Source organism: Brevundimonas sp. (assembly GCF_046293315.1).
Lineage (GTDB): Bacteria > Pseudomonadota > Alphaproteobacteria > Caulobacterales > Caulobacteraceae > Brevundimonas.
In genome coordinates, this window is the sequence record NZ_JBKBPF010000002.1 from 119,522 (window position 1) to 142,107 (window position 22,586).

Below are 22,586 nucleotides of genomic sequence, written 5' to 3' on the forward strand. Positions count from 1 at the left end.
ATAGCGGGGCGTTAGGTCAAAAGAGCTGCAGCTGTCAGCTTAGCTAGAGCGCGTTCACCCTGCTGCACAAGAGGTTCGCTGCCGCGACCTCCCACCTGCCGAATGAGTTCAAGAGTACCTCGTATGCGCTCTATATGAGCTAGATGCTCATTCGGAGACATCTCCGCAGTGTGGAACCAACCTCTCGCCTTATTGAGAGTTTCTCTGGGCAAAGCGACACCTTCAGCGCCGACGACAAGCCCTGTCACTTCTCTTCTATCGTTTGGTCCCATGAATGCAGTCTTTTTGGGATTGAGAACGAAGCCCTGCACCCTGAGGGCGTCAGATATCATACCCACCGTCTCGGGCGGTATGCGGGTGCGCGAAGAGAACGTGAGGTCATCCGCATACCGAGTGTATTTCAACCCGAACTCGGCTGCGATTTGCAGCAGTGCAAGATCACACCGTTCGAAGCATAAATTTGCCAACGCCGGACTGGTCGGTGCACCTTGCGGTAAAGTACCATTAAGTGTTGTTAAGTCAGCAAGATGAGCCGCGATTTGCGCTTCATAACCCAACGACTTAAACGCTTCCGCAACTTTCGGCTCGCGCACACTGGGGAAGAAGTCTTTTATATCTACATTAAGGATGTGCGAAGCGCCGACATGAGCGCGCGCGTTATCAATGAAACTTCTACCTCTGACAAATCCAAAGATGTGATCGGCCACATCAGAGTGGGCAAGGATAGTATCCAGTATCCACCACTGAACCACTTTTAGGAACGTCCGAGGTGCATCAATCTGACGCTTCCCCCCTGACCGCTTCGTAAACTCAAATGACCGGTAGTGTTTCGATTTGTACCGCCGGATATAGCGGATCATTTCAGGAGCAACGCCTAGGTAGACTGCAATGTCGTTAATGCTCTCCAGCCGGGGCCGGTGCAATGGCACATCCGCCGGAGGAAGGTTGGCAAATATCTGCGTATGCTCATGCGTGTTCTCAATGAACCGCAAGTAGGCCGGGTGGACGATCAAGGGATAGGTGCGGAGCGACACGATTTACCAACCAATCGGTTGCTTTGAGCGCGCGGATGGGAAGTGTCCCGGTTGTGGCTGCGTCCGGAAGCGGGACACTTCCCATCCGCGAGCCCCTTTAACCCTGTCCTTAAAAACTACGATCACTGCTGCAGTGACCCATCGCGTGTGCCGCTCCGCTTGCGGAACCTATCGCGACGAGTTTCCTTCAGCAAGTAAAGACGGCGGGCGTCAATCTTTTGTTTGATTTCAACGACCGAGACGTAGTCCGTGCCTGGCTCCGTCAGCATGTAGCGCCGCCCGGCGTACAAGCACACAAGTTCTCTGTCTCGGAGAATTTCCAGCTGCCGCCTGACGTCCTCCTTTCGAATTAGGGGGTGCATCGATTCGGGCAACAGTCTCTGCAATCCTTCAACCACGTCCCCGAGCATTCCAGGCTGAATCAGCTTTAGCGACAGCAGCACCATAGTTATATCTGGCCGGTATCTAGGCTGGGAGGACAGCATAGGACACCTCCTGATCATGTATTTCGCTGAGAAATTCTTCAACCATGCGCTTTATGGGCTCAGGATCATTGTAATCCATCCAAAATAACTGAGCCCCCCTGTCCATGGCCAATTTGAACACGCCCATCTGAACGTATCCCTGCTCGTCCTTGTGCCTGATGTCCGCCACGATCAGCATCTTCCGGCATATTTTTGGGTTGCGACTCCACGCGCCAAGCTCGCTGAATGAGCCAGGGCTAGAAGGCAAAATTACGATCGCTTGGCACTGGTTCTCTACAAGATGAAACTCTGTATGAACTACCGTGGCCTTAGTGCGGAGATGCTCCTCTCCGAGTTCAATAGTGCCGCGATGCTCTCCAATTACAGGCAGGTATAGAAGCTCATTTTTTATATAATCGTGCAGAATAAGACGTAATCTTGCGGACTCGCTTTTTAAAGCGAGTTCTTCAGGCGTCCACGTGCCCTTAATGTAGGGGCCTGCAACAAACACGTGGAGCTCAACTCCTGCGCGCTGCTGCAGCAGCGAGACCGCTGCATGTTCCATCGGGCGAGTAAGCCGACGGGGGCGTTCGTTAGGCGTTCCGTCAGTCATCAGGTTTGTCGCGACACCTGCGTGGATGAGGCGTCGCGTCAAAGTGACGCTTTACCTCTGCAATGGGTATCGCGAGACGAACGTCGGTGCAACGTAAACACGCGAGTTATTGCGTCCTCTCAAGCGATTAGCCGGGCCGCGAGGTGAGGGCGACAAGAAGCATCCTCAACGCAGACTCACCGACAGAGCCGAGTTCCTCCTGACCGTGCCGCGCATCTGAATTCCCGGCACGAGGCCGGGAATGACGGGGGCTGGGGCGAGCTAACCCCGCATGTCCGAACCCGATGCGTTGCCCCACAAGGGCTGGGCGTGAAAATCGGCCGCGTTTCGTGTGACCTATCACCCGCGTAGAGCCATCTTGCATATAAGCCTCTGATATGGATCCCTTATCTCCGGTGAGAGGGAGCGAGCCATGCCGAAATTCACTGTGCTCAGTCGCGTCGATGCGTATGTGGATTACGTCGCCGAGGTAGAGGCCGACGACGCCGATGCCGCAGCCATGTTCGCCTACTATGACGGCTCCGGCTTGAAGTGGGAGCCGTATGGCACCGTCGAGTTCGACGCCCGCCGGGTTGTCACCCTCGACAAGAATGGCGACGAAATCGAAGAGACCGCCTGCGGCAAGGGCTGACCCCTGACCTGCCACCCGCTACGGTGGGAGGATGGGGCAGGACGACAATCGCTGGTGTGAGCTGGGCTTCGCCGAACCGGCCGTCGCCTTCAGGGGCCCGACCCAGACCGCCCGGTCCGTCACCGAGGCGTGGATGGCGCTGCACGGCTTCTGTCCCAACTGCGCCGCCGATCACCTGCCGCAGCTGCCGAACAACGCGCCCGTGGCCGACTTCCGCTGTGACGACTGCGGCGAGGACTATGAGCTCAAGGCCAAGCAGGGAAAGCTGGGGCGCTCCATCCCCGACGGCGCCAGGCCGAAATCGTAGATTTCGGCCCACTCAAAGAGCCGATTTCCGAGGAAATCGGCCGCACGATGACGGCCCGACTGGCGGCGGCGAACAACCCGAACCTGTTCGCCATGAGCTATGACCGCGCCGCCGGGCGCGTGACGGACCGCATCTCCTGACCTTCTCCCGATGGGAGAAGGGGGACCCGCGCACCGGAGCGCGCAGCGCGACGGTCCTTGCGCGGGGGATGAGGGGCGGGTGAGTCAGAGGGCCACCACCGGACCCTCACCCTGCGCGCGAAGAAGCGGGCCGCTCCGCGTCCCGCTGCGCGCAGCCCTCTCCCACCGGGAGAGGGGCGGTCGCTCGCGGCTGGCTGCTGGACGTGATGCGGTGCGTGGAGGACCACACCGCCAGCACCGGCCGCCCCGACTTCGTTCTGGATGACCTCTACGCCTTCGAGGCCCGGCTGTCGGCGCTGCATCCGGGAAACAGGCATGTGCGGGAGAAGATCAGGCAGCAGCTGCAGGTGTTGCGCGATCGCGGCTGGCTGACGTTCGGGGAGCGGCGCGGGACGTATCGGCGGCGGGGGTGACGCCCCTTCTCCCTCCCCGTTCGGGGAGGGGGCTGAGCCGAAGGCGAAGCGGGTGGGGGCGGCTCGGCGAGGCAGCGCGGATGGGTCGCCGAGCCCTCCCCACCCGGCCGGCGCTTCGCGCCGACCACCCTCCCCGAACGGGGAGGGAGAAGGACGTGGTGCGTCCGGTTTTGGCGGAGGGGCGCCCCACCCTGCCTCCATGGACGAGCGCAAACTGCCGAAAATCAGGTGCGAGGACACCTGGGAGGAGATCCGGCGCGGGTGGGAGTCGGGGGAGACGGGCGCGTCGCTGGCGCAGCGCTATGATGTGGGGCTGGCCAATCTGTGGCGGCGGCGGGCGTCGGAGGGGTGGCGGCGGCGGCGGCCCGAGGACCCCGCGCCGGAGCCGGTGGAGGGCTGGGAGCGGCGCGCGCGGCGGGCGCTGGACGCGTTCCTGATCCGGCGCGAGGAGACGCGGCTGCTGGCCGTGAAGCTGGCCGAGGCCATGCGGGGCGGACCTTTGCATGAAGTGCCTCTGTGGCACGCGGGCTTCGTGCTGGACTGGCGCGCGTCCCGGCTGGGGCCCGAGGTCGCGGCGCAGGACCGGGATTACATGCGCAAGCACCCCTGGACCGACGCCTTCTGGCGCGAGGACGGCGGGCTGAAACACCTGCATGCGCTGGACGAGATCACCCTGGACGCCAACCGGGACGAATGGCGGGAGGATCACGGGATCCCGAAGGGGAAGGCGGAGGAATATCCGTGAGTGTCGTTTCCTTCTCCCCTTGAGGGAGAAGGTGGCCCGCGAAGCGGGTCGGATGAGGGGTAACACCCGGTGGTCGGGATGTCGCTCAGGCCGATCCGAAGGCTCCCGCGCGACGTGGGCGAGCACCGGGATTCACCCCTCATCCGTCATGCTGCGCATGACACCTTCTCCCTCAAGGGGAGAAGGGATTGGGGGAGTCGCTTCCCACCGCTAAGCTCCCCCCATGCTCAAGCCCACGGACCGCACCCGAGCGAGCGCCAGACGGTCACGTCGCGAGCCGACGATGACCGAGGCGGCCATGTGGAGGCTGCTGCGGGGCCGGGGACTGGATGGGTTCAAGTTCCGGCGACAGATGCCGATTGGGTCCTATGTGGCCGACTTCTGCTGTCCCGCGCTCAAGCTGATCATTGAAGTCGACGGCGGCGTGCATCGGTTGCGGGAAGAGTCCGACGCGCGGCGGGATGCGTGGCTGGCGGCGCAGGGCTTCACCGTCCTGCGGTTCGGCAATGAGGCGGTCCTCAGAAACCCGAACCTGATCCTCGAGGCCGTGCGCCAGCATGCAGCGCGCCACCCTCCCTCCCCTTGAGGGAGAAGGGACGTGAGCGGTCGCGTTGGGCGCTCGACGACTCTCAAGGGGAGAAGGAAGCGGGTTGACGAAACCGGGGGGCGGGGCGGTGCGTAGATGGTGTTCAGGGCGCGCAGTGGCGCAGCCGTATTGAGGATTGCCGATGTCGCGCGTGTTTCAGACCCTTGCCCCCGCCCTCACGCGCCGCATGGGGCTGGCGGCGGTGGCAGGGGGCGTGATGCTGGCGTGTTCGCCGGCGCCGGCGGCCAACCCTGAAGATGGGGCCGAGGCGGCGCGGGCGCAGTCGGCCACGCGCGGGCTGGACGCGGCCATGGTGGAGCGGGGGCTGGTTGAGGCGCGGGGGCTGGACCGGCTGCATGCGGTGATCATCGCGCGGCACGGCGCGGTGCTGGTGGAGGAGCGGCTGCGCGGGCCGGGGCTGGACACGCCGGTGAACATCAAGTCCGCGTCCAAGAGCGTGCTGTCGGCCCTGACCGGGATCGCCATCGGCCGGGGCGTGCTGGAGGGCGTGGACCAGCCGGTGGCGCCGGTGCTGGCGGCGGACCTGCCCGTCGCGCCGGACCCGCGCCTGTCGGACCTGACCGTGGGCCACCTGCTGTCCATGCGGGCCGGGCTGGGGCGCACCTCGGGCGACCAGTACGGGCGCTGGGTGACCAGCCCCAACTGGGTGCGGCATGCGCTGGCGCGGCCGTTCGAGGATGAGCCGGGCGGGCGCATGATCTATTCCACCGGCACGTCGCACCTGATGTCGGCGGTGCTGACCCGGGCGTCGGGGCGCAGCACCCACGCCCTGGCGGTGGACTGGCTGGGCGAGCCGCTGGGCATCCGCATTCCGCCCTGGCCGCAGGATCCGCAAGGGGTCTATTTCGGCGGCAACGACATGCTGATGTCGCCGCGCGACCTGTTGCGGTTCGGCGAGCTGTACCGGCTGGACGGGGAGATCGACGGGCGCCGCATCCTGCCCGAGGGCTGGGTCGAGGAGAGCTGGCGCAGCCGGGGCGTGTCGCCGTGGAGCGGCAACGGCTACGGCTATGGCTGGTTCGCGCGGCGGTCGGGCGTGCACGACATCCACTTCGCCTGGGGCTATGGCGGGCAGATGCTGTTCATCGTGCCCAGCCTGGACCTGACGGTGGTGATGATCTCGGACCCCAATCCGCACCCCCGGGCCGAGAGCCACCTGCCCGCGCTGCACGCCCTGATGGACCGGGACATCATCCCGGCGGCGGTGCGCGGGGCCGAAGCGGGCGGCTGAGGGATCAGCCCGCCGACATGCTCTGGGGCGTCTGCTTGTCGCGCATCGTGACCAGCTCCTCGGCGGCGGAGGGGTGGACGGCGCAGGTGGCGTCCCACTGGGCCTTGGTCAGGCCGGCCTTCACGGCGATGCCCGCCAGCTGGATCATCTCGGGCGCGTCGGGGCCGACGATGTGGCAGCCCACCACCCGGCCGTCCGAGGCCTGGACCACCAGCTTCATCAGGGTGCGCTCGTCGTCGCCGTAGAAGGCGGTCTTCATGGGGCGGAAGCGGGTCAGATAGACGTCGATCTCGCCGCAGGCCTTGCGGGCCTCGGACTCGGTCAGGCCGACCACGCCCACGGGGGGCTGGCTGAACACGGCGGTGGGCACGGCCTCATAGTCGAAGGCCTGGGGATTGTTCCTGAACACCGTCTCGTGGAAGGCGACCGCCTCGCGGATGGCCACGGGGGTCAGGTTCATGCGGTCGGTGACGTCGCCGATGGCCCAGATGTTGTCGGCGGTGGTCTTCGAGTGCCCGTCCACCTTGATGGCGCCGTGCTCGGTCAGTTCGACGCCCGCCGTGTCGAGGCCGAGGCCCTTTACATGGGGGATGCGGCCGGTGGCGAACATGATCTGCTCGGTCTCCAGCGTCATGCCGTTGCCCAGATGGCTGACCAGACCGGCGTCGGTCTTCTCGATGGACTCGTGCTGGCAGCCCAGCACCACCTTGATGCCGCGCTTCTCGATCTCGCCCGCCAGATGGGCGCGCACGTCGTCGTCGAAGCCGCGCAGGATGTTGGGGCCGCGATAGACCAGGGTGGTCTCGACGCCCAGCCCGGCGAAGATGCCCGCGAACTCCACCGCGATGTAGCCGCCGCCGGCGATTATGATGCTCCTGGGCAGTTCGGGCAGGTGGAAGGCCTCCTCCGAGGTGATGACGTGCTCGACGCCCGGCAGGTCCTCGGGGACCCACGGGCGGCCGCCGGTGGCGATGAGGATCTTCTCGGCCGTGACCACGCCCTTGTCGCCCATATCGATGGTGTGGGCGTCCTTCAGCACGGCGCGGGCGTGGAAGGTATCGACCCCCGCCTTGCCCAGATTGGCGGCGTAGATGCCCGACAGGCGCGCGATCTCCACGTCCTTGGCCTCGAGGAAGGTCGGCCAGTCGAAGGTGGGGTTGTCCACGGTCCAGCCGTAGCCGCGCGCGGTCTCGAAAATATGTGAGAATTCAGAGGCGTAGACCATGAACTTCTTGGGCACGCAGCCGCGCACCACGCAGGTGCCGCCGTAGCGGTATTCCTCGGCGATCCCGACCCGCTTGCCCCCCAGCGCCGTCAGCCGCGCCGCCCGCACCCCGCCGGAGCCCGCGCCGATGACGAAGAGGTCGTAGTCGTAGGTCTCGGGCATCCGGGGCTCCTGGTTTCGGACCCCAAAAAAACAGTGTCCGAATTGTCTGAATTGTCCGAATCGCGGCCGGCGATCCGCCTGTCGGGGAGGTAGGCAGCCTAACACAGCGGGGCAAGGCGGGGACACGTCTCCATGCCCTTCTCCCCTTGAGGGAGAAGGTGTCATGCGAAGCATGACGGATGAGGGGTGCAACTCGATCTTTCCATCAACGCTTCATCGGGCCACCATCGTTGGCGCGAAGCCGGGCCGCTCGGTGTTTCACCCCTCATCCGACCGCCTCCGGCGGCCACCTTCTCCCTCAAGGGGAGAAGGAAAGTCAGGGCGTCAGGGTCTCCACCCCCTGATCCGTACCGATCAACGCCTCCTCGGCCAGGTCGAGGAACAGGCCGTGCTCCACCACGCCGGTCAGGCTCTTGAGGTCGGCGGCGAGGCGGGCGGGGTCGGCGATGACGCCGCAGGCCGCGTCATAGATGACGTTGCCGCCGTCGGTGCGGACGATGCCGCGGTCGGCGGTGCGCAGGCGGGCGGGCATGCCGATCTCGTGGTCGGCCAGCACGTCGGCGATGCGGTTGGCGGTGGTCTTGTGGCCGAAGGCGACCACCTCGATGGGCAGGGCGAACTTGCCCAGCGCCTTCACCACCTTGGCGGCGTCGGCGATGACCACGCAGCGGTCCGACGCCTCCCACACCAGCTTCTCGCGCAGCAGGGCCGCGCCGCCGCCCTTGATCAGGGCCAGGCCCGGCCCGACCTCGTCGGCGCCATCCACGGTGATGTCGATGCGGGCCACGTCCTCCAGCGTCGTCAGGGGCAGACCCAGCGACCGGGCCAGATCGGCGGTGGCCTCGGACGTGGGGACGCAGCGCAGGTCAGCCAGATTGCGGGCGGCCAGCGCCTTGACGAACCAGGCGGCGGTGGAGCCGGTGCCGAGGCCCACGGTCATGCCGGGCTCGATGCGGAGGGCGGCGGCTTCGCCGGCGCGCTGTTTCTGGAGGTCGGCGCTCATCTTCCCTCTCCCAATGGGAGAGGACTGCGCGCACGGATGCGCCAGCATCCGTCCTGCGCGCGCAGGGCGAGGGTCGAAGGCGTGAAGCGCGGCCACCCGACCCTCATCCCCCGCGCAAAGGACCGTCGCGCTGCGCGCTCCGGTGCGCGGGTTCCCCCTTCTCCCAATGGGAGAAGGATCATGGACGTCTTCATCATTTTCCCTTCGCCTTCTTCGCGCGCATCGTAGCCATGAAGCGGGCGGCCCAGCCGGGCTTGTGGGCCTGGGGCGCGCGGCCGAGGGCCAGATCGCCCGGGGCCACGTCGGCGGTGATGACCGAGCCGGAGCCGACCATGGCGCCCGCGCCGATGGTCACCGGGGCCACCAGCGAACTGTTGGAGCCGACGAAGGCCCCCTCGCCCACCGTGGTGCGGTGTTTGAAGAAGCCGTCGTAGTTACAGAAGATGGTGCCCGCGCCGATGTTGGCCTTCGCCCCCACCTCGCCGTCGCCCAGATAGGCCAGATGGTTGGCCTTGGCGCCCGCGCCCATGGTCACGTTCTTGACCTCGACGAAATTGCCCACCTTGGCCCCCTGCCCCAGCGACGCGCCGGGGCGCAGGCGGGCGTAGGGACCGACCTCGGCGCCGGAGGCCACGGTGGCCCCCTCAAGGTGGGAGAAGGCGCGGATGCGTGCGCCGGAGGCGATGCTGACGCCGGGGCCGAACACCACATTGGGCTCGATCAGCACCCCGCCCTCGACCGCGGTGTCCCAGGCGAAATGGACCGTGTGCGGGGCGGGCATGGTGACGCCCGCGGCGAGGAAGGCCTCGCGCCGGACCTGCTGGAACAGGCGCTCGGCCTCGGCCAGTTCGGCCTGGCTGTTGACGCCCATGACCGCGGCCTCGTCGGCGAAGACGGCGCGGGTGGGATGGCCAGCGCCGCGCGCCAGGGCGACGATATCGGTGAGGTAGTATTCACCCTTGGCGTTGTCGTTTCCGACCTGATCCAGCAGCTGGAACAACAGGTCGGCGTCCACGGCGATGACGCCGGAGTTGCAGGCGGTGACCGCCAACTGATCGGGTGTCGCTTCCTTGGCCTCCACGATGGCCTTGAGCGTCCCGGCCTCGTCCACGATCAGGCGGCCGTAGGCGGAGGGGTCGGCGGCTTCAAAGCCCAGCACGGTCACACCCTCGGCGCCGAACACCGGCGCGATGTGGTCAGCCTTGAGCAGCGGCACGTCGCCGTAGGTGATGACCACCTCGCCGGCGAAGCCCTTGAGCGCCTCGCGGGCGGCCAGCACGGCGTGACCGGTGCCCAGCGGCGGGTCCTGAACCGCGATGGCGGCGGCGCCGAGACGCTTTTCCACATGGGCGCGGACCTCGGGGGAATGGGTTCCCACCACCACCACGATGCGCTCGCAGTTCAAGGCCTCGGCGGCGTCGATGGCGTGGTCCAGCATGGCGCGGCCGCCCACCGGGTGCAGCACCTTGGGCAGCGGGCTCTTCATGCGCGTACCCTGCCCGGCGGCGAGGATGACGGCGGCGCGTGAGGTCATGAGGCGGTCTCGTGCTGGCGGAATCGTCTGGTCCGTCTAACCCAATCCCAAGGGCTACGCGACCTGTTCGGACGCCGTGATGACAGCCAGCACCGCGCCGTCGACGACCTGATCGCCCACCGCGACGCCCAGTTCGCCCACCACGCCGTCGAAGGGCGCGATCAGGGCGTGCTCCATCTTCATGGCTTCCAGTACGACGATGGACTGGCCTTTCGTGACGGCCTCGCCGGGCTCGGCCGAGACGGCGACGATCTTGCCGGGCATGGGGGCGCGGAGCGAGCCGTCGGAGGCGGCGGCGATGCCCTGGGCGACCGTGGACGCCGGCGTGAACGCGACCGCATGGCCTTCATCGAACAGCACGGTCTGATCCGCGCCGAACCACGCGGGCACATACCGGTCACCGATCCAGATCCCCTCGACCCCGGGTGCGACCTGATAGGTCTGTCCGTTGAGGCTGACCTCGTACCAGGACGCGTCGTCCTGTCGCTTCGGCGTCAGCAGGGCTTCTTGCGGGACGCCATTCACGCTGCCGGTGATCAGCGCCCGCTCCGGGGCGTTCAGGCGGAAACCTGTGATGGTTTCGCGTTGGCCGCTCCACGGGGACACCCCGTCGTCCGTGGGGAGCCTCGAGCGCTGGCGAGAGGCCTCGAACAGGTCGGTCAGACCCGCAGCGACGATCTCATCCTTCAACTCCTGCGCCAGCAGGGTCTCCTCCTCGGCGCCGATGAAGGCCGTGTCCACGTCGCCGGAGACGAAGCGGGGATGGTCCAGGCAGCGGGCGAGGAAGGCGGCGTTGGTCCGGACCGGCCAGACCTCCACCTCGCAGCAGGCGTCGGCCAGACGGGCGGCGGCGGCCTCGCGCGTGTCTTCATGCACGATCAGCTTGGCGATCATGGGATCGTAGTGCTGGCTGACCTCACCGCCCTGTTCGACGCCGGTGTCGATTCGGATCGCGCCTGAGGCCGCCAACCCCTCCACCGCTTCGCGGTCCCCCTCCCCACGCTGTGGGGAGGAGAAGGGCAGCTGGAAGTGATCCAGCCGGCCGATGCTGGGCAGGAAGCCGTTGTCGGGATCCTCGGCGTAGAGGCGCGCCTCCATGGCCCAGCCGTCCAGGGCGATTTCGTCCTGCTGCAGCGGCAGGGGCTCGCCCGCCGCGACGCGGAACTGCCATTCCACCAGATCGACGCCGGTGACGGCCTCGGTGACGGGGTGCTCCACCTGCAGACGGGTGTTCATCTCCATGAACCAGATGCGGTCGGGCTTGAGGCCCTCGGAGGCGTCGGCGATGAACTCGATAGTGCCGGCGCCCACATAGTTGACGGCCTTCGCCGCGCGCACCGCGGCGTCGGTGACAGCCTTGCGCGTTTCGGGGTCCATGCCGGGGGCCGGAGCCTCCTCGATCACCTTCTGGTGGCGGCGTTGCAGCGAGCAGTCGCGCTCGTACAGGTGGACGACATTGCCTTGCGAGTCCCCGAACACCTGCACCTCGATGTGGCGCGGGCGGGTGATGTATTTCTCGATCAGGACGCGGGGGTCGCCGAACGAGGCCTCGCCTTCCCGCTGGGCGCCCGCGAGACCGGCGGCGAAATCGGCGGACCGCTCGACCTTCTTCATGCCCTTGCCGCCGCCGCCGGCGACGGCCTTGATCAGCACCGGATAGCCGATGGCGTCGGCCTCCTTCTGGAGGCGTTCCAGCGACTGGTCCTCGCCCAGATAGCCGGGGGTGACGGGCACGCCCGCCTTGTCCATCAGGGTCTTGGCCGCGTCCTTCAGACCCATGGCGCGGATGGCGGCGGGCGGCGGGCCGATCCAGACCAGCCCGGAGGCCATGACCGCCTCGGCGAAGTCGGCGTTCTCGGACAGGAAGCCGTAGCCGGGGTGGATGGCCTCGGCGCCCGTTTCCCTGGCGGCGGCAAGCACCTTGGTCGCGTCCAGATAGGACTCGCGGGCGGCGGCGGGGCCGATCAGCACGGCCTCGTCGGCCTCGCGCACGTGCAGGGCGTCGGCGTCCGCCTCGGAATAGACGGCGATGGTGCGCACGCCCATGGCGCGGGCGGTGCGGAAGACGCGGCAGGCGATCTCGCCACGGTTGGCGACCAGAACGGATGTGAACATGGGGCGACCCTATCCCAGACCACGCGATCTGGCGAAAGCCCTGTCGTTATTCCGCGACCGGAACCGACAGCGCGAAGTCCGCCCGGCGCACTTCCTGAACCCCGTCGCCCTCCAGACGGCCCTCGACGATCTCGTAGCCCATCAGGGCGAAGATCCGGTCGCCGAGAAAGATCGGGCGCGCATTGCCGTACCAGTCCACGCAGGACACCCGGCAGCCGTCGTCGCGGACGCCATCATCGGACGCGTCCAGACGGCCCAGACCCGACAGCTCGCGCGCCCGGCGGCTGAGGAAGAGCATGGCGGCGTGGGGCTTCCATTCATTCCACGGCTCATCGGGCGCCTGATGGGACAGAATCGGCAGGCCGAGCAGCCCGTCCTCGCCCCCTGCGTCGGGACGGAAGAAGAAGGCGTGACTGCGCGACTCGTTCGGGCTGGCGCGGGCCTGCACGTGCCGGGGACCGATGGCGGGCGCGCCGGAAGACAGGTCAAGGGTGGTGAACACCACTTCCTCGCGGCCGCCGACCACAAGAACGTCGCCCCCCAGATGTTCGATGCGGGCCACGCCGTCCGGCATATCGAAGACGATGGGCTCGCCAGGCTCGATGGGGACCGCCGCCAGCTGAGCGGCCAGGGCGCCGGGCGGCGGCCCGTAATAGGCGCCCTGCTCTGTGGGCGTGCTGTAGAACGCCCAATCGCCCATGAACCGGTTGGCGGTGATGTAGCCGATGCCCGGGTAAGGCGTGAACTGGTAGTCCGACAGGATGGGGGGGCGGGACCCGTCGCCGAAGCGCGACATGGGAAGGCGCAGCAAGGCGATCCCGGTGGGCTGGGCGCCCCATTGGGGCGTGGAGCTGCGCGACATCATGAGCAGATCGAGGCGTCCCGCCGCCATGTTGGCGTGAAAGCTGAACTGATCCCACGGGCTTTCCCAGACCCGGGCGGCTGTCACCGGGGCGCCGTCGTGGCCGAAGCGATAGACGAAGCTGAACTCGCCGATCTCGTGGGCGACCTTATTCCAGAGATAGGCGGCGTTGTGCGACACGAAGAAGGTCGCGTAGTCGTCGCCCATGACCGTGGTCGCGGCGCAGTCCAGCTCGACCGCCGCCAGGTCACAGCGATAGACCACATGCATCATCGCGACGTATTCGGCCCCGGCGCGCTGCAGGACGCGCGGCATGTAGACATCCTGGCCGCGCGCGATGCGTCGGAACGCCGGCGCGCCCTGGCCTTCGGTCCACCGGCTGATACCCGGCAGGCTGTCCAGGACATCGTCCAGGCCGTAGCCGAAGCGCAGCGGTGAATAGACGATCAGCTGCGTCCCGATCAGGCGCGAGGCGTAGTTGCTGTACGAGAAATAGTCGCTGGCCCGCAGCTGATGGCTGTCCAAGAAGGTGAACCGGCCCTCGGGCGACAGGCGGAAGCGGTTGATCTCGGTCCCGCCGCGCGAATAGCTGAAGCCGATCACCGTCACCATGTCGCCGATGACCAGCATCTCGTCGTACCAGGTGTCGCTCGTTTCCACGCCGGGCGCGAAGGCGTCAATGGCGTCCACCGGCTCCAGCGCGCCGTCAGCCATGGAGACGCTGAACACCCGGCCCCGGCGCAGGATCACCAGATGCTCGCCGGAGACCTTGACGATGCCGCCCTCGTCGATGCCGACCAGCTGGGTGTTGGTGATGGAGGGCGCGTTCGGTGTCGCGGGCTGGGCGCCCGGCGGCGGCGGGGGCGCGGGCGGCGGCGGGGGCGCATGGGGCGCCGGCGGGCGAACCCGCAGATAGCCCTCGCTGTTGGTCAGAAAGCGCCGCAGCTCATCGTCCGACCGGAAGTTCGGCACGGACTGGGCGACGGCCGGGGCCACGACGGCGCCCGACACGATGATGAGAACAGCCGCCAAGGCGGCGTGAATAATCCGCATGATTCCCTCCCGGCCCCCGCCTGCCGATACTGTGGCGAACAGGGTTCGTTGAGACAAGCCTTCTCGTCAGCCCGCCATCTCGTTGAAGGCCAGGAACAGCCAGAGCAGCAGCATGACGCTGCCCGCGATGGTGGTGGCGGTGAACAGGATGGACATGCGCAGCAGGGTCATGGCCGGCCCGCTGGCGTAGGCCCCGCGCATGTGGATGAACAGGTGCACGGGCGAGAGCCACAGCAGATTCCACGCGACCGGCCCGATCCCCATGGCCAGCAGGAACGCCGTGGTGATCAGCAGCAGCTGGAACGACAGGGAGTGCATGGAAAAAATCAGGTGGTCGAACAGGAACACCCCGCGCCGCCAGAAGAACATGCACGCCAGGATCAGGGCCGAGACGGGCAGCATCAGCATCACCACCCGCTGGGCCCAGACCGCGAGCAGGAGGGAGAAACGGCGCGGTTCGGCCTGGACCGCCTCGAGCCGGTCGGTCAGCCAGGTTTCGAAGGCCGAGGCGCTCTCGCGATCAGCGGGGTTTTCAGCCTGTTCCTGAAAAGTCTGGTTGGCTTCCTGCACCGCCGTGACGCCGGCGACGATGCCGCCCCAGTTGCGCTCCAGCGCCGCCTCGGCGATGCGCCGCTCGCTCTCGGTCAGGCTCTCGTCCGCCGCAATCTCGGCGCGGGCCTGATCCAGGGCAGACTGTGAGTCCGCCGCCGAGGTTCCGGCCTGGCGAACCAGCTCATCGGTCGCCCCGCCGCGCAGGGCGCACTGGCCGACCACGAAGGTCAGCAGCAGGATCACCAGGAACATGCGCAGCGGCGGCACCTGGAAGGCGCGCTTGCCGTCCAGATAGTCGCGGGTCAGGCGACCCGGACGCGCGATCAGGCGCGGCAGGGTGCGGGCGAGGCGGCCGTCCAGATGGAAGAAGCTCTCCAGCGCCTCCTTGCCCAGCTTCCAGATGGACTTGTTGAAATTCTCGGCCAGCTGGCCGCAGGCGTGGCAGTAGGTCCCGGCCAGCGGCGTCTCGCAGTTGGCGCAAGGCGTGCCCGGCGGGATGTCCGCCTGTCGGCGCCGCAAGCGCAGCCAGCCGCCCGCCGAGGCCGCCGCCGCAGTCTCCAGTTCGTTGGTCATGCCCCCTGCCCCCGTGACCCCGCTATCTGGCCCAGTTCGGCTTGCGCTTGTCGAGGAAGGCGCGGACGCCTTCCTGGCCTTCGGTGCTGACCCGCGCGCGGGCGATCAGGCGGGCGGTGTCGTCGATCAGGCCGGAATCGATGCGGTGATTGGCCACCAGATGGACCAGCCGCTTGGCCTCGCCCATGGCGCCGGGCGCGCAGGCGGTCAGGGTGCCGGACAGATGATCGATGAAGCCGTGCAGGGCGTCGGCGTCGGGCACCACCGCGTCCACCAGCCCCACATGGGCGGCGTAGTCGGCGTCGAAGGCGTTGCCGGTCAGGAACAAAGCCCGGGCCCGGCGGGCGCCCACGGCCTCGACCACATAGGGGGCGATGGTGGCCGGGATCAGGCCCAGCTTCACCTCGGAGAAGGCGAAGGTGGCGCCCTTGACCGCCACCGCCATATCGCAGGCGGCGACGATGCCCGCTCCGCCGCCCATGGCCGCGCCCTCGACCAGGGCCACGGTCAGGGCCGGAATGTCGTGCAGCGCCTTGAGCATGTTGGCCAGGCCCATGGCGTCGTCGCGGTTGTCGCTCTCGGACCAGTCGGCCGCGTCGCGCATCCAGTTCAGATCCGCACCCGCGCTGAACGTGCCGCCCGCGCCGCGGATGAACACCGCCCGCACATGGTCGGCGCCGTGCAGGGTCTCGAAGGCCTCGTGCAGGGCGGCGATGGTGGCGGCGTCGAAGGCGTTCTTCTTCGCCGGGCGGTTGATGGTGATGAACACCATGCCGTCGGGGGTGGAGTCGATCACCGCCAGCTGGTCGTCCGCATCCGGGGCCGGATTGGCCACCAGCGGGTGGTTGATGCGGTTCATCTCGGCCGCCTCGGCGTCGGTGACGTCCAGGGCGTTTAGGTCGGAGTCGGTGGGGTCGGCCATGGTGGTCTCCTGAAGCTTCAACCCCTATAACGCACCGTGGGCCGAACGGAACATGGGGCTGTCGCAATGGCGCTCAGCGCGAATGACCGCATCCGCTGGATGAGTGTGGCGAGCGTCTACCCTCACTACATCGCCAAGGCCGGGAAAAAGGGCCGGACGCGCGCGGAGGTCGATCAGATCATCCTGTGGCTGACGGGCTATTCGGCGGAGGCGTTGAAGGGCCATCTGGACGCCAAGTCCACCTTCGAGACCTTCTTCGCCGAAGCCCCGGCCATGAATCCGAACCGCTTCCTGATCACCGGCGTGATCTGCGGCTATCGCGTCGAGGAGATCGAAGACCCCCTCATGCGCGAGGTGCGCCACCTCGACAAAATGGTCGACGAGCTGGCCAGGGGGAAGGCGATGGAGAAAATCCTCCGGACCCCCTGATCACATCCTGAACACGCCGAAGGTCGTGTCCGGGATCGGGGCGTTCAGGCTGGCGCTGATGGCGAGGCCGAGGACGTCGCGAGTCTGGGCCGGATCGATGACGCCGTCGTCCCACAGGCGCGCGGTGGCGTAGTAGGGGTTGCCCTCGTCCTCGTATTTCTGACGGATCGGGGCCTTGAAGGCCTCGGCCTCGTCTTCGGACCAGCTGTCGGCGTCGCGGTGAACGGTGGCCAGAACGCTGGCCGCCTGCTCGCCGCCCATCACCGAGATGCGGCTGTTGGGCCAGGTGAACAGGAAGCGGGGCGAATAGGCCCGGCCGCACATGCCGTAGTTGCCCGCGCCGAATGATCCGCCGATCAGGACGGTGAATTTGGGAACCTCCGCGCTGGCCACCGCCGTGACCAGCTTGGCGCCGTGCTTGGCGATGCCCTCGGCCTCGTATTTGCCGCCCACCATGAAGCCCGAGATGTTCTGCAGAAACACCAGCGGGATCTTCCGCTTGCAGGCCAGTTCGATGAAGTGGGCGCCCTTCTGCGCGCTTTCGCTGAACAGCACCCCGTTGTTGGCCAGGATGGCCACCGGCTGGCCCCAGATGCGGGCGAAGCCGCACACGAGGCTGGTCCCGTACAGCGCCTTGAACTCGTCGAAGCTGGAGCCGTCGACGATGCGAGCGATGACCTCGCGCACGTCATAGGGCGCGCGCACGTCGTCGGGGATGATCCCGTAGAGTTCTTCCGGATCGAAGGCGGGCGCGACCGGCTCGGCCAGGTCCAGTTCGACGCGCTTGACCGTGTTCAGATTGGCGACGATGGCGCGCACGATCTGCAGGGCGTGTTCGTCGTTCTCGGCCACATGATCCACCACCCCCGAGAGGCGGCCGTGGGTCTCGGCGCCGCCCAGTTCCTCGGCCGAGATGACCTCGCCGGTGGCGGCCTTCACCAGCGGCGGGCCGGCCAGGAAGATGGTGCCCTGATTGCGCACGATGACCGTCTCATCCGACATGGCCGGCACATAGGCGCCGCCGGCGGTGCAGGAGCCCATGACGCAGGCGATCTGGGGGATGGACCGGGCCGACATCCGGGCCTGATTGAAGAAGATGCGGCCGAAATGGTCGCGGTCGGGGAAGACCTCGGCCTGGTGCGGCAGGTTGGCCCCGCCGGAGTCCACCAGATAGACGCAGGGCAGATTGTTCTGTTCGGCGATCTCCTGGGCGCGCAGGTGCTTCTTCACCGTCATGGGGAAGTAGGCGCCGCCCTTCACGGTGGGATCGTTGGCCACGATCATGACCTCGCGGCCCGAGACCCGGCCCGCACCGCAGATCATGCCCGCGCCCGGCGCCTCGTCACCGTACATGCCGTTGGCGGCCAGCTGGCCCACCTCGAGGAATGGCGAGCCGGGATCCAGCAGTCGCTCCACCCGGTCGCGGGGCAGAAGCTTGCCGCGCGAGACGTGGCGCTCGCGGGACTTCTCCGAGCCCCCCAGCGCGGCCTTCGCCACCTTGTCGCGCAGCTCGTCGCGCAGGCGGCGGTTATGGGCGTCCAAAGTCTTGAAGGCGGGGGAATTGGCGTCGATGGCCGAGGTCAGCTTGGGCATGGCGCAGGCATAAACGGTGGCGGCTCCCGGCGAAAGGGCGCGTGTAAACCGTGACCTGTGCCAAGGCGGAACAGGGCCTGATGCAAGCTCGCCACAGTCCGGCCTCAATTGGTCCATCGCCGGTTCATCAGCCCACGGCCATGCTTCGTTTGCTGGCGATTCTGCGTCAGCATTGTCGGGAAGGAGCGACCCATGGCCGTCAAAGGCACGACCGAACCGACCCTGCGCGTGGTGAATGCCGAGTCCGAGGTCTATGACCTCATGCGCAAGCCCGAGAGCACGGGCGAGCGGGTCAAGAGGCTGCAGATGGAGGCCCGCGCCCTGGCCGTTGAACAGGTCGAGATGCTGGAGCGTCTGCTGCTGGAGGCCACCGCCCTGTCGAAAGAGATCGCCGAGGGCGGCGACGCCTATCCGGTGGGTGCGCGCGAAATCGCCTCCCGCCTGGCCGCCGACCTGCCCACCCGGGTCGAGACGATGAAGCAGATCATCGGCCGGATGCCGGTGAAGTAGGGACTTCTGTCCTTCTCCCGTTGGGAGAAGGGGGAACCCGCGCACGAAGGCGCATCGCGGCTTCGTTCTAGCGCGGGGGATGAGGGTCGTTCAGGCCTTAAGCAGATCCACCCAACCCTCACCCTGCGCGCGAAGGACGGATGCTGACGCATCCGTGCGCGCAGCCCTCTCCCAACGGGAGAGGGATTAGAGAACGATCTTCTTCGGCGACCGGAACGGTTGCTCGCCCGGTTCAAGCCGCAAGTCCTCGGGGGTGCGCAGGTTGCGGGCGTGCCAGAAGGACCACCGCTCCCAGTAGATCATCCGGTCCAGGTTGAAGCCCCCTGCCCCGAAACCGCTGTCCTTCGCTCCGGTCAGGGAGTCGGCGCGCCACGCCCCGAGGATCAGCGGCGTGCGCGAGATGGCGGCGCGGCGGGGGCCGAACAGCTGCACCAGCCGCCACCAGTATTCATTGTCGGCGCCGCTCAGCACCTGATGGAAATAGCCGGCCCGCTCCATCACCGGGGCCCGCTCGAACATCAGGGTGGACGGCGCCCAGCGGGTCAGGGGCCAGACGCCCCGGGCGTGGATATCGCCCCCGGCGTCCACCCGCAGGCTGCGGCCGGAATGGGCGGTGAGCTTGCGCGCGCGCATCTCGGCGACCTGACGGGTCAGCCGGTCGGGGTGCGCCCATTCGTCGGAGTCCTGAACCGCCACCCAGCGGCCCCGGGCCCGGGCCAGCGCCGCATTGCGGGCGGTGTAGGCCCCGCCCCGTTCGGACTGGCGGATGAGGATGAAGCGCGGATCGCCGTCGGCGGCGGCCAGGGCGCGGTCGGCGTTGTCGTCGGTGGAGGCGTCGTCGACGAACAGGAATTCCAGATTGCGCCAGCTCTGGTCCAGCACGGAGCGCACCGCCCCCGCCACCCAGCGCGAGGCGTTCCTCGAGGGCATGATGACGCTGATCAGCGGGCCGTCCACGGCCGGCGCGGCCTCGGCGCAGGCATTGGTGACGCTGACCGGCAGGGCCGGGTCGACGGGCTCGGGCGGCGACAGGCTCCACGCCCCGAAGCCCTCGCGCCAGCCGGGCGCTGCACGAGCCGCGTGATGCCGGTCCAGCGAGGCGCGCAGGAAAGCCGCCTGCGGGCCGGAGGCGCCGTCGAGAGCGCGGCGAGCCTCGTCCTCGCGCCCGGCGGCCTGCATCAGGGCCGCGCGCAGGGATGCGTCCGGTCCGGCGTATTTGGTCAGGGCCAGGGCTGGGTCGAAGGCGCTGAGGGACAGGGCCAGATCATGCTCGGGACGGGGTGCGAGGGTACGGGCGACGTCCAGCGCCTCCCCTGCCCGGCCGGTGGCGGTCAGGGACCGGATGCGCTCCACCGGAGAGGCGCGGGCGGCGGCGGGATCGCGGTCAAACGCACGGGCTGCGAGCCGGTGCAGCTCCAGCCGCGACAGGGCGACGGGATCGCGCAGGGCCCCCATGGCCAAGGCGGCGGAGCGGCGGCGCTTTCGGATCAGAAGGCGGGCGATCGGGCGGATGGACAACCGGATGAACCCTTACCGGCCGCAGATCTCGCGGGACGCGATCTCCACAAAGGAGTCCGGCCATAGTTCGACCCAGGGGCGATCATTTGTGGAGGTGTCCGCCTCACCGCCGAGATTGGGTTCGCGGTGATTATCGACGCGCAGGGGTCGCGCGCGGCCCTGATTGCAGTCGAACTCGTAAAGCGTCCGCCGGGATTCCTGGTAAAAGGATCTTTCCTCACGAATCCAGAGACGGCTTGAATGACCTTCGACGGCCTGGGTGAGCAGCATGGTGTCGCCCCCGCCATCGACGCCCACAACGGTCCAGCCCCCCGGCTGGATATGCTCCCAGTCCGGGCCATAGCTGGCGAGAGACTGCCCTTTCGGCCCGGTCAGCAACAGAATGGCGGCGATCATCTCAAGCATCGGGGGACTCCAGTCAGATGGGCGAGCCTATGCGCAAACCTCTGACCAGGCCATGGCCAGTCGACAGCAACGTCATGTGCATGTGGGAAACGACAGTGGTGACCGGAAGACACGGGCGTGCACGTCAGAACCGGAGGTCGGGGAAGGAATGGTGGATGCGACAGGGATTGAACCTGTGACCCCCTCGGTGTGAACGAGGTGCTCTCCCGCTGAGCTACGCATCCATCCGGGCCGGGGTTCGAAGGCTCGAACCGTCGGGAGGCGCGGACATAGCCCGGTCGCCGGGCGGGCGCAAGACCCGTGCGCGGTCAGGCGACGACCAGCGCCTCCAGCACCTTTCGCGCGGCCTCCGGGATGGGGACCGGGCGGCGGGTTTCGCGGTTCACATAGACATGGGTGAAGTGGCCGAAGGCTGCGGCGTCCGGCTCGTCGTTGCGGAACAGGCCGACCTCGTAGCGCACGCTGCTGGTTCCGATACGGGCCACGCGGACGCCGGCGTCGACCCGGTCGGGAAAGGTGATGGGCGCGGCGTAGCGGCAGCCGGTCTCCACCACCAGGCCGATGACGGGGCTGGTGGCGGGGTCCAGCACCCCCTGCTCGATCAGGTGCGCGTTCACCGCCGTGTCGAAGAAGCTGTAGTAGACCACATTGTTCACATGGCCGTAGACGTCGTTGTCCATCCAGCGCGTGGTGATTGAGCGCAGGACCGGAAAGTCGGCGCGACGGGGAAGCGGTTCGGTCACAGGGCTTCCTCGTACAGGGCGCGGGCGTCGGCGAGCGTCACCTCGCGCGGATTGTTGATCAACAGCCGCTGCACCTGCATCGCGTCGTGGGCCAGACGGTCCAGATGCTGGACCTCGACCCCGAGGTCGGACAGGCGCTGCTCCATGGGCATTTCGGCGGTCAGGACCGCGATCTCGTCCACGAAGGCGGCGGCGTCCGACTTGAGCCCAATGGCGGCGGCCAGTTCGGCGTAGAGCGGCCCGGCGGCGGGCAGGTTGAACCGCAGCACCGGCCCCAGCACCAGGGCGTTGGACAGGCCGTGCGGCGCGTGGAAGATGCCGCCGATGGGATAGGCCAGGGCGTGGACGGCGGCGACGGGCGCATTGGCGAAGGCCATGCCGGCCAGCAGCGAGCCCTGCAGCATCGCCCGCCGCGCGGGCAGGTCAGAGCCGTCGGCGATGACCCGGCGGATGTTGGCGTGCAGCAGCTTCAGCGCCGCGACCGCCAGACTGTCGGAAACCGGGTTCTTCCTGTGCTTCGAGGTGTAGGCCTCGATGGCATGGACCATGGCGTCGATGCCCGTCATGGCCGTGACGCGCGGCGGCAGGCCCGTGGTCAGGGTCGCGTCGAGGATGGCCGCGTCGGGATACAGCAGGGGCGAGACCACGCCCTTCTTCTGGTCGTCAGGGGTTGTCACGATGGCGATGTTGGTGACTTCCGATCCGGTGCCCGCCGTGGTCGGCACCTGCACCAGCGGCAGGCGCGGGCCCCTGGCCAGGCCGATGCCGTAGATGTCGGACAGGGCCTGATCGGTTCCGGCCAGCAGGGCGACCAGCTTGGCCGTGTCCAGCGACGAACCGCCGCCCAGACCCACCACGCCGTCGGCCCCCGCCTCGCGCGCCGCCGCCACGGCCGCCATGACCGAGGCCTCCGGCGGATCGGCCAGCACCTCGCTGAACACTGACGCAGTCACGCCCGCCGCGTTCAGGGCGTGCAGAATCGGCTGAACCACGCCCGCGCCGACCAGGCCTGCGTCGGTGACGATGAACGGGCGGCTCACGCCCATGCCGTTCAGGAACGCCGCCAGCTTCAGGGCGGCGCCGTCCTCGCAAAGAATTCTCGGCGTGGTCTCGAACGAAAAGCCGGTCATGGTCGCATCCTCCGGGACGCAGCCAAGCGCGGATGACGGACGGCCGCAAGATCACCCTGGGTCAGCTTGCGG

The 22,586-nt window shown here is 67.6% G+C and carries 22 protein-coding genes and 1 tRNA gene; 8 read left to right on the forward strand and 15 right to left on the reverse strand.

Features of this window, described 5'->3' with window-relative positions; genetic code table 11:
- Window positions 1-11 precede the first annotated feature (11 nt).
- Together ACK4SE_RS02345 and ACK4SE_RS02350 are read right to left on the reverse strand one after the other, a co-directional pair.
- The gene (locus ACK4SE_RS02345) at window positions 12-1,013 is read right to left on the reverse strand and encodes a reverse transcriptase family protein (RefSeq protein ID WP_409688214.1); all 1,002 of its coding nucleotides are present in this window, start codon (window positions 1,011-1,013) and stop codon (window positions 12-14) included.
- A gap of 486 nt (window positions 1,014-1,499) precedes the next feature.
- A complete protein-coding gene (locus ACK4SE_RS02350; protein WP_409688217.1) occupies window positions 1,500-2,111 on the reverse strand; it encodes a hypothetical protein in 612 nt (203 codons plus the stop codon).
- 412 nt (window positions 2,112-2,523) lie between these two features.
- Here ACK4SE_RS02350 and ACK4SE_RS02355 point away from each other — a divergent pair, with 412 nt between their 5' ends.
- The 6 genes from ACK4SE_RS02355 to ACK4SE_RS02380 all read left to right on the forward strand — a co-directional run bounded on the left by ACK4SE_RS02355 (window position 2,524) and on the right by ACK4SE_RS02380 (window position 6,185).
- A complete protein-coding gene (locus ACK4SE_RS02355; protein ID WP_409688220.1) occupies window positions 2,524-2,742 on the forward strand; it encodes a hypothetical protein in 219 nt (72 codons plus the stop codon).
- A 31-nt stretch (window positions 2,743-2,773) separates the two neighbouring features.
- Window positions 2,774-3,049 carry a DpnI domain-containing protein gene (locus ACK4SE_RS02360; RefSeq protein WP_409688223.1) on the forward strand — a complete coding sequence of 92 codons (276 nt, stop codon included), beginning with the start codon at window positions 2,774-2,776 and terminating at the stop codon, window positions 3,047-3,049.
- A gap of 334 nt (window positions 3,050-3,383) precedes the next feature.
- Complete coding sequence (locus tag ACK4SE_RS02365) at window positions 3,384-3,602, forward strand: hypothetical protein (RefSeq protein ID WP_409688673.1); 219 nt, start codon at window positions 3,384-3,386, stop codon at window positions 3,600-3,602.
- A 199-nt stretch (window positions 3,603-3,801) separates the two neighbouring features.
- Window positions 3,802-4,347: a hypothetical protein gene (locus ACK4SE_RS02370; protein ID WP_409688226.1), complete on the forward strand. Its 546-nt coding sequence runs from the start codon at window positions 3,802-3,804 to the stop codon at window positions 4,345-4,347.
- A gap of 223 nt (window positions 4,348-4,570) precedes the next feature.
- Complete coding sequence (locus tag ACK4SE_RS02375) at window positions 4,571-4,933, forward strand: DUF559 domain-containing protein (protein ID WP_409688229.1); 363 nt, start codon at window positions 4,571-4,573, stop codon at window positions 4,931-4,933.
- A 142-nt stretch (window positions 4,934-5,075) separates the two neighbouring features.
- A complete protein-coding gene (locus tag ACK4SE_RS02380) occupies window positions 5,076-6,185 on the forward strand; it encodes a serine hydrolase domain-containing protein (protein WP_409688232.1) in 1,110 nt (369 codons plus the stop codon).
- A 4-nt stretch (window positions 6,186-6,189) separates the two neighbouring features.
- Here ACK4SE_RS02380 and gor read toward each other — a convergent pair whose 3' ends face one another.
- The 7 genes from gor to ACK4SE_RS02415 form a co-directional block, all read right to left on the reverse strand.
- Window positions 6,190-7,572: a glutathione-disulfide reductase gene (gor, locus tag ACK4SE_RS02385; protein ID WP_409688235.1), complete on the reverse strand. Its 1,383-nt coding sequence runs from the start codon at window positions 7,570-7,572 to the stop codon at window positions 6,190-6,192.
- Window positions 7,573-7,888: 316 nt separating this feature from the next.
- A complete protein-coding gene (gene rpiA, locus ACK4SE_RS02390; RefSeq protein ID WP_409688238.1) occupies window positions 7,889-8,575 on the reverse strand; it encodes a ribose-5-phosphate isomerase RpiA in 687 nt (228 codons plus the stop codon).
- 193 nt (window positions 8,576-8,768) lie between these two features.
- Window positions 8,769-10,109, reverse strand: a complete 1,341-nt coding sequence (glmU, locus tag ACK4SE_RS02395; protein ID WP_409688241.1) for a bifunctional UDP-N-acetylglucosamine diphosphorylase/glucosamine-1-phosphate N-acetyltransferase GlmU — start codon at window positions 10,107-10,109, stop codon at window positions 8,769-8,771.
- A gap of 54 nt (window positions 10,110-10,163) precedes the next feature.
- Entirely contained in the window at window positions 10,164-12,224 is a 2,061-nt protein-coding gene (locus tag ACK4SE_RS02400; RefSeq protein WP_409688244.1) for a biotin carboxylase N-terminal domain-containing protein, read from the reverse strand.
- A gap of 46 nt (window positions 12,225-12,270) precedes the next feature.
- Window positions 12,271-14,139 (reverse strand): beta-propeller domain-containing protein, encoded by a 1,869-nt coding sequence (locus ACK4SE_RS02405; RefSeq protein ID WP_409688247.1) that lies wholly within the window; start codon window positions 14,137-14,139, stop codon window positions 12,271-12,273.
- A gap of 66 nt (window positions 14,140-14,205) precedes the next feature.
- The gene (locus ACK4SE_RS02410; RefSeq protein WP_409688250.1) at window positions 14,206-15,264 is read right to left on the reverse strand and encodes a DUF3667 domain-containing protein; all 1,059 of its coding nucleotides are present in this window, start codon (window positions 15,262-15,264) and stop codon (window positions 14,206-14,208) included.
- A gap of 22 nt (window positions 15,265-15,286) precedes the next feature.
- Window positions 15,287-16,186, reverse strand: coding sequence for an enoyl-CoA hydratase-related protein (locus tag ACK4SE_RS02415; RefSeq protein WP_409688252.1), 900 nt, complete (start codon window positions 16,184-16,186; stop codon window positions 15,287-15,289).
- Window positions 16,187-16,252: 66 nt separating this feature from the next.
- Between ACK4SE_RS02415 and ACK4SE_RS02420 the strand changes: the two genes are divergently transcribed.
- Entirely contained in the window at window positions 16,253-16,615 is a 363-nt protein-coding gene (locus ACK4SE_RS02420; RefSeq protein WP_409688255.1) for a DUF2200 domain-containing protein, read from the forward strand.
- On the opposite strand, the gene ACK4SE_RS02425 is transcribed toward ACK4SE_RS02420, so the two are convergent.
- Window positions 16,616-18,208, reverse strand: a complete 1,593-nt coding sequence (locus ACK4SE_RS02425; RefSeq protein ID WP_409688258.1) for a carboxyl transferase domain-containing protein — start codon at window positions 18,206-18,208, stop codon at window positions 16,616-16,618.
- 192 nt (window positions 18,209-18,400) lie between these two features.
- Here ACK4SE_RS02425 and ACK4SE_RS02430 point away from each other — a divergent pair, with 192 nt between their 5' ends.
- The gene (locus ACK4SE_RS02430; RefSeq protein WP_409688261.1) at window positions 18,401-18,718 is read left to right on the forward strand and encodes a hypothetical protein; all 318 of its coding nucleotides are present in this window, start codon (window positions 18,401-18,403) and stop codon (window positions 18,716-18,718) included.
- Between the two features lie 186 nt (window positions 18,719-18,904).
- On the opposite strand, the gene ACK4SE_RS02435 is transcribed toward ACK4SE_RS02430, so the two are convergent.
- The 5 genes from ACK4SE_RS02435 to ACK4SE_RS02455 form a co-directional block, all read right to left on the reverse strand.
- On the reverse strand, window positions 18,905-20,236 hold the full coding sequence (locus tag ACK4SE_RS02435; RefSeq protein WP_409688264.1) for a glycosyltransferase family 2 protein: 1,332 nt from the start codon (window positions 20,234-20,236) through the stop codon (window positions 18,905-18,907).
- 12 nt (window positions 20,237-20,248) lie between these two features.
- A complete protein-coding gene (locus ACK4SE_RS02440; protein WP_409688267.1) occupies window positions 20,249-20,641 on the reverse strand; it encodes a surface-adhesin E family protein in 393 nt (130 codons plus the stop codon).
- Window positions 20,642-20,790: 149 nt separating this feature from the next.
- Window positions 20,791-20,865: transfer RNA gene (locus ACK4SE_RS02445), tRNA-Val, on the reverse strand.
- 84 nt (window positions 20,866-20,949) lie between these two features.
- Window positions 20,950-21,384, reverse strand: coding sequence for an acyl-CoA thioesterase (locus ACK4SE_RS02450; RefSeq protein ID WP_409688270.1), 435 nt, complete (start codon window positions 21,382-21,384; stop codon window positions 20,950-20,952).
- The gene (locus ACK4SE_RS02455; RefSeq protein ID WP_409688273.1) at window positions 21,381-22,514 is read right to left on the reverse strand and encodes an iron-containing alcohol dehydrogenase; all 1,134 of its coding nucleotides are present in this window, start codon (window positions 22,512-22,514) and stop codon (window positions 21,381-21,383) included. Before ACK4SE_RS02455 ends, ACK4SE_RS02450 begins: the two co-directional genes overlap by 4 nt.
- Window positions 22,515-22,586: the final 72 nt, after the last annotated feature.

Excerpts from the sequence above, each read along its gene's own strand:
- ACK4SE_RS02440 (WP_409688267.1), bottom strand. The coding sequence starts at position 20,641 with ATGCTTGAGATGATCGCCGCCATTCTGTTGCTGACCGGGCCGAAAGGG.
- ACK4SE_RS02370 (WP_409688226.1), top strand. The coding sequence starts at position 3,802 with ATGGACGAGCGCAAACTGCCGAAAATCAGGTGCGAGGACACCTGGGAG.
- ACK4SE_RS02405 (WP_409688247.1), bottom strand. The coding sequence starts at position 14,139 with ATGCGGATTATTCACGCCGCCTTGGCGGCTGTTCTCATCATCGTGTCG.
- gor (WP_409688235.1), bottom strand. The coding sequence starts at position 7,572 with ATGCCCGAGACCTACGACTACGACCTCTTCGTCATCGGCGCGGGCTCC.
- ACK4SE_RS02355 (WP_409688220.1), top strand. The coding sequence starts at position 2,524 with ATGCCGAAATTCACTGTGCTCAGTCGCGTCGATGCGTATGTGGATTAC.
- ACK4SE_RS02420 (WP_409688255.1), top strand. The coding sequence starts at position 16,253 with ATGGCGCTCAGCGCGAATGACCGCATCCGCTGGATGAGTGTGGCGAGC.
- rpiA (WP_409688238.1), bottom strand. The coding sequence starts at position 8,575 with ATGAGCGCCGACCTCCAGAAACAGCGCGCCGGCGAAGCCGCCGCCCTC.
- glmU (WP_409688241.1), bottom strand. The coding sequence starts at position 10,109 with ATGACCTCACGCGCCGCCGTCATCCTCGCCGCCGGGCAGGGTACGCGC.
- ACK4SE_RS02425 (WP_409688258.1), bottom strand. The coding sequence starts at position 18,208 with ATGCCCAAGCTGACCTCGGCCATCGACGCCAATTCCCCCGCCTTCAAG.
- ACK4SE_RS02380 (WP_409688232.1), top strand. The coding sequence starts at position 5,076 with ATGTCGCGCGTGTTTCAGACCCTTGCCCCCGCCCTCACGCGCCGCATG.
- ACK4SE_RS02375 (WP_409688229.1), top strand. The coding sequence starts at position 4,571 with ATGCTCAAGCCCACGGACCGCACCCGAGCGAGCGCCAGACGGTCACGT.
- ACK4SE_RS02360 (WP_409688223.1), top strand. The coding sequence starts at position 2,774 with ATGGGGCAGGACGACAATCGCTGGTGTGAGCTGGGCTTCGCCGAACCG.
- ACK4SE_RS02410 (WP_409688250.1), bottom strand. The coding sequence starts at position 15,264 with ATGACCAACGAACTGGAGACTGCGGCGGCGGCCTCGGCGGGCGGCTGG.
- ACK4SE_RS02455 (WP_409688273.1), bottom strand. The coding sequence starts at position 22,514 with ATGACCGGCTTTTCGTTCGAGACCACGCCGAGAATTCTTTGCGAGGAC.
- ACK4SE_RS02430 (WP_409688261.1), top strand. The coding sequence starts at position 18,401 with ATGGCCGTCAAAGGCACGACCGAACCGACCCTGCGCGTGGTGAATGCC.
- ACK4SE_RS02400 (WP_409688244.1), bottom strand. The coding sequence starts at position 12,224 with ATGTTCACATCCGTTCTGGTCGCCAACCGTGGCGAGATCGCCTGCCGC.
- ACK4SE_RS02350 (WP_409688217.1), bottom strand. The coding sequence starts at position 2,111 with ATGACTGACGGAACGCCTAACGAACGCCCCCGTCGGCTTACTCGCCCG.
- ACK4SE_RS02415 (WP_409688252.1), bottom strand. The coding sequence starts at position 16,186 with ATGGCCGACCCCACCGACTCCGACCTAAACGCCCTGGACGTCACCGAC.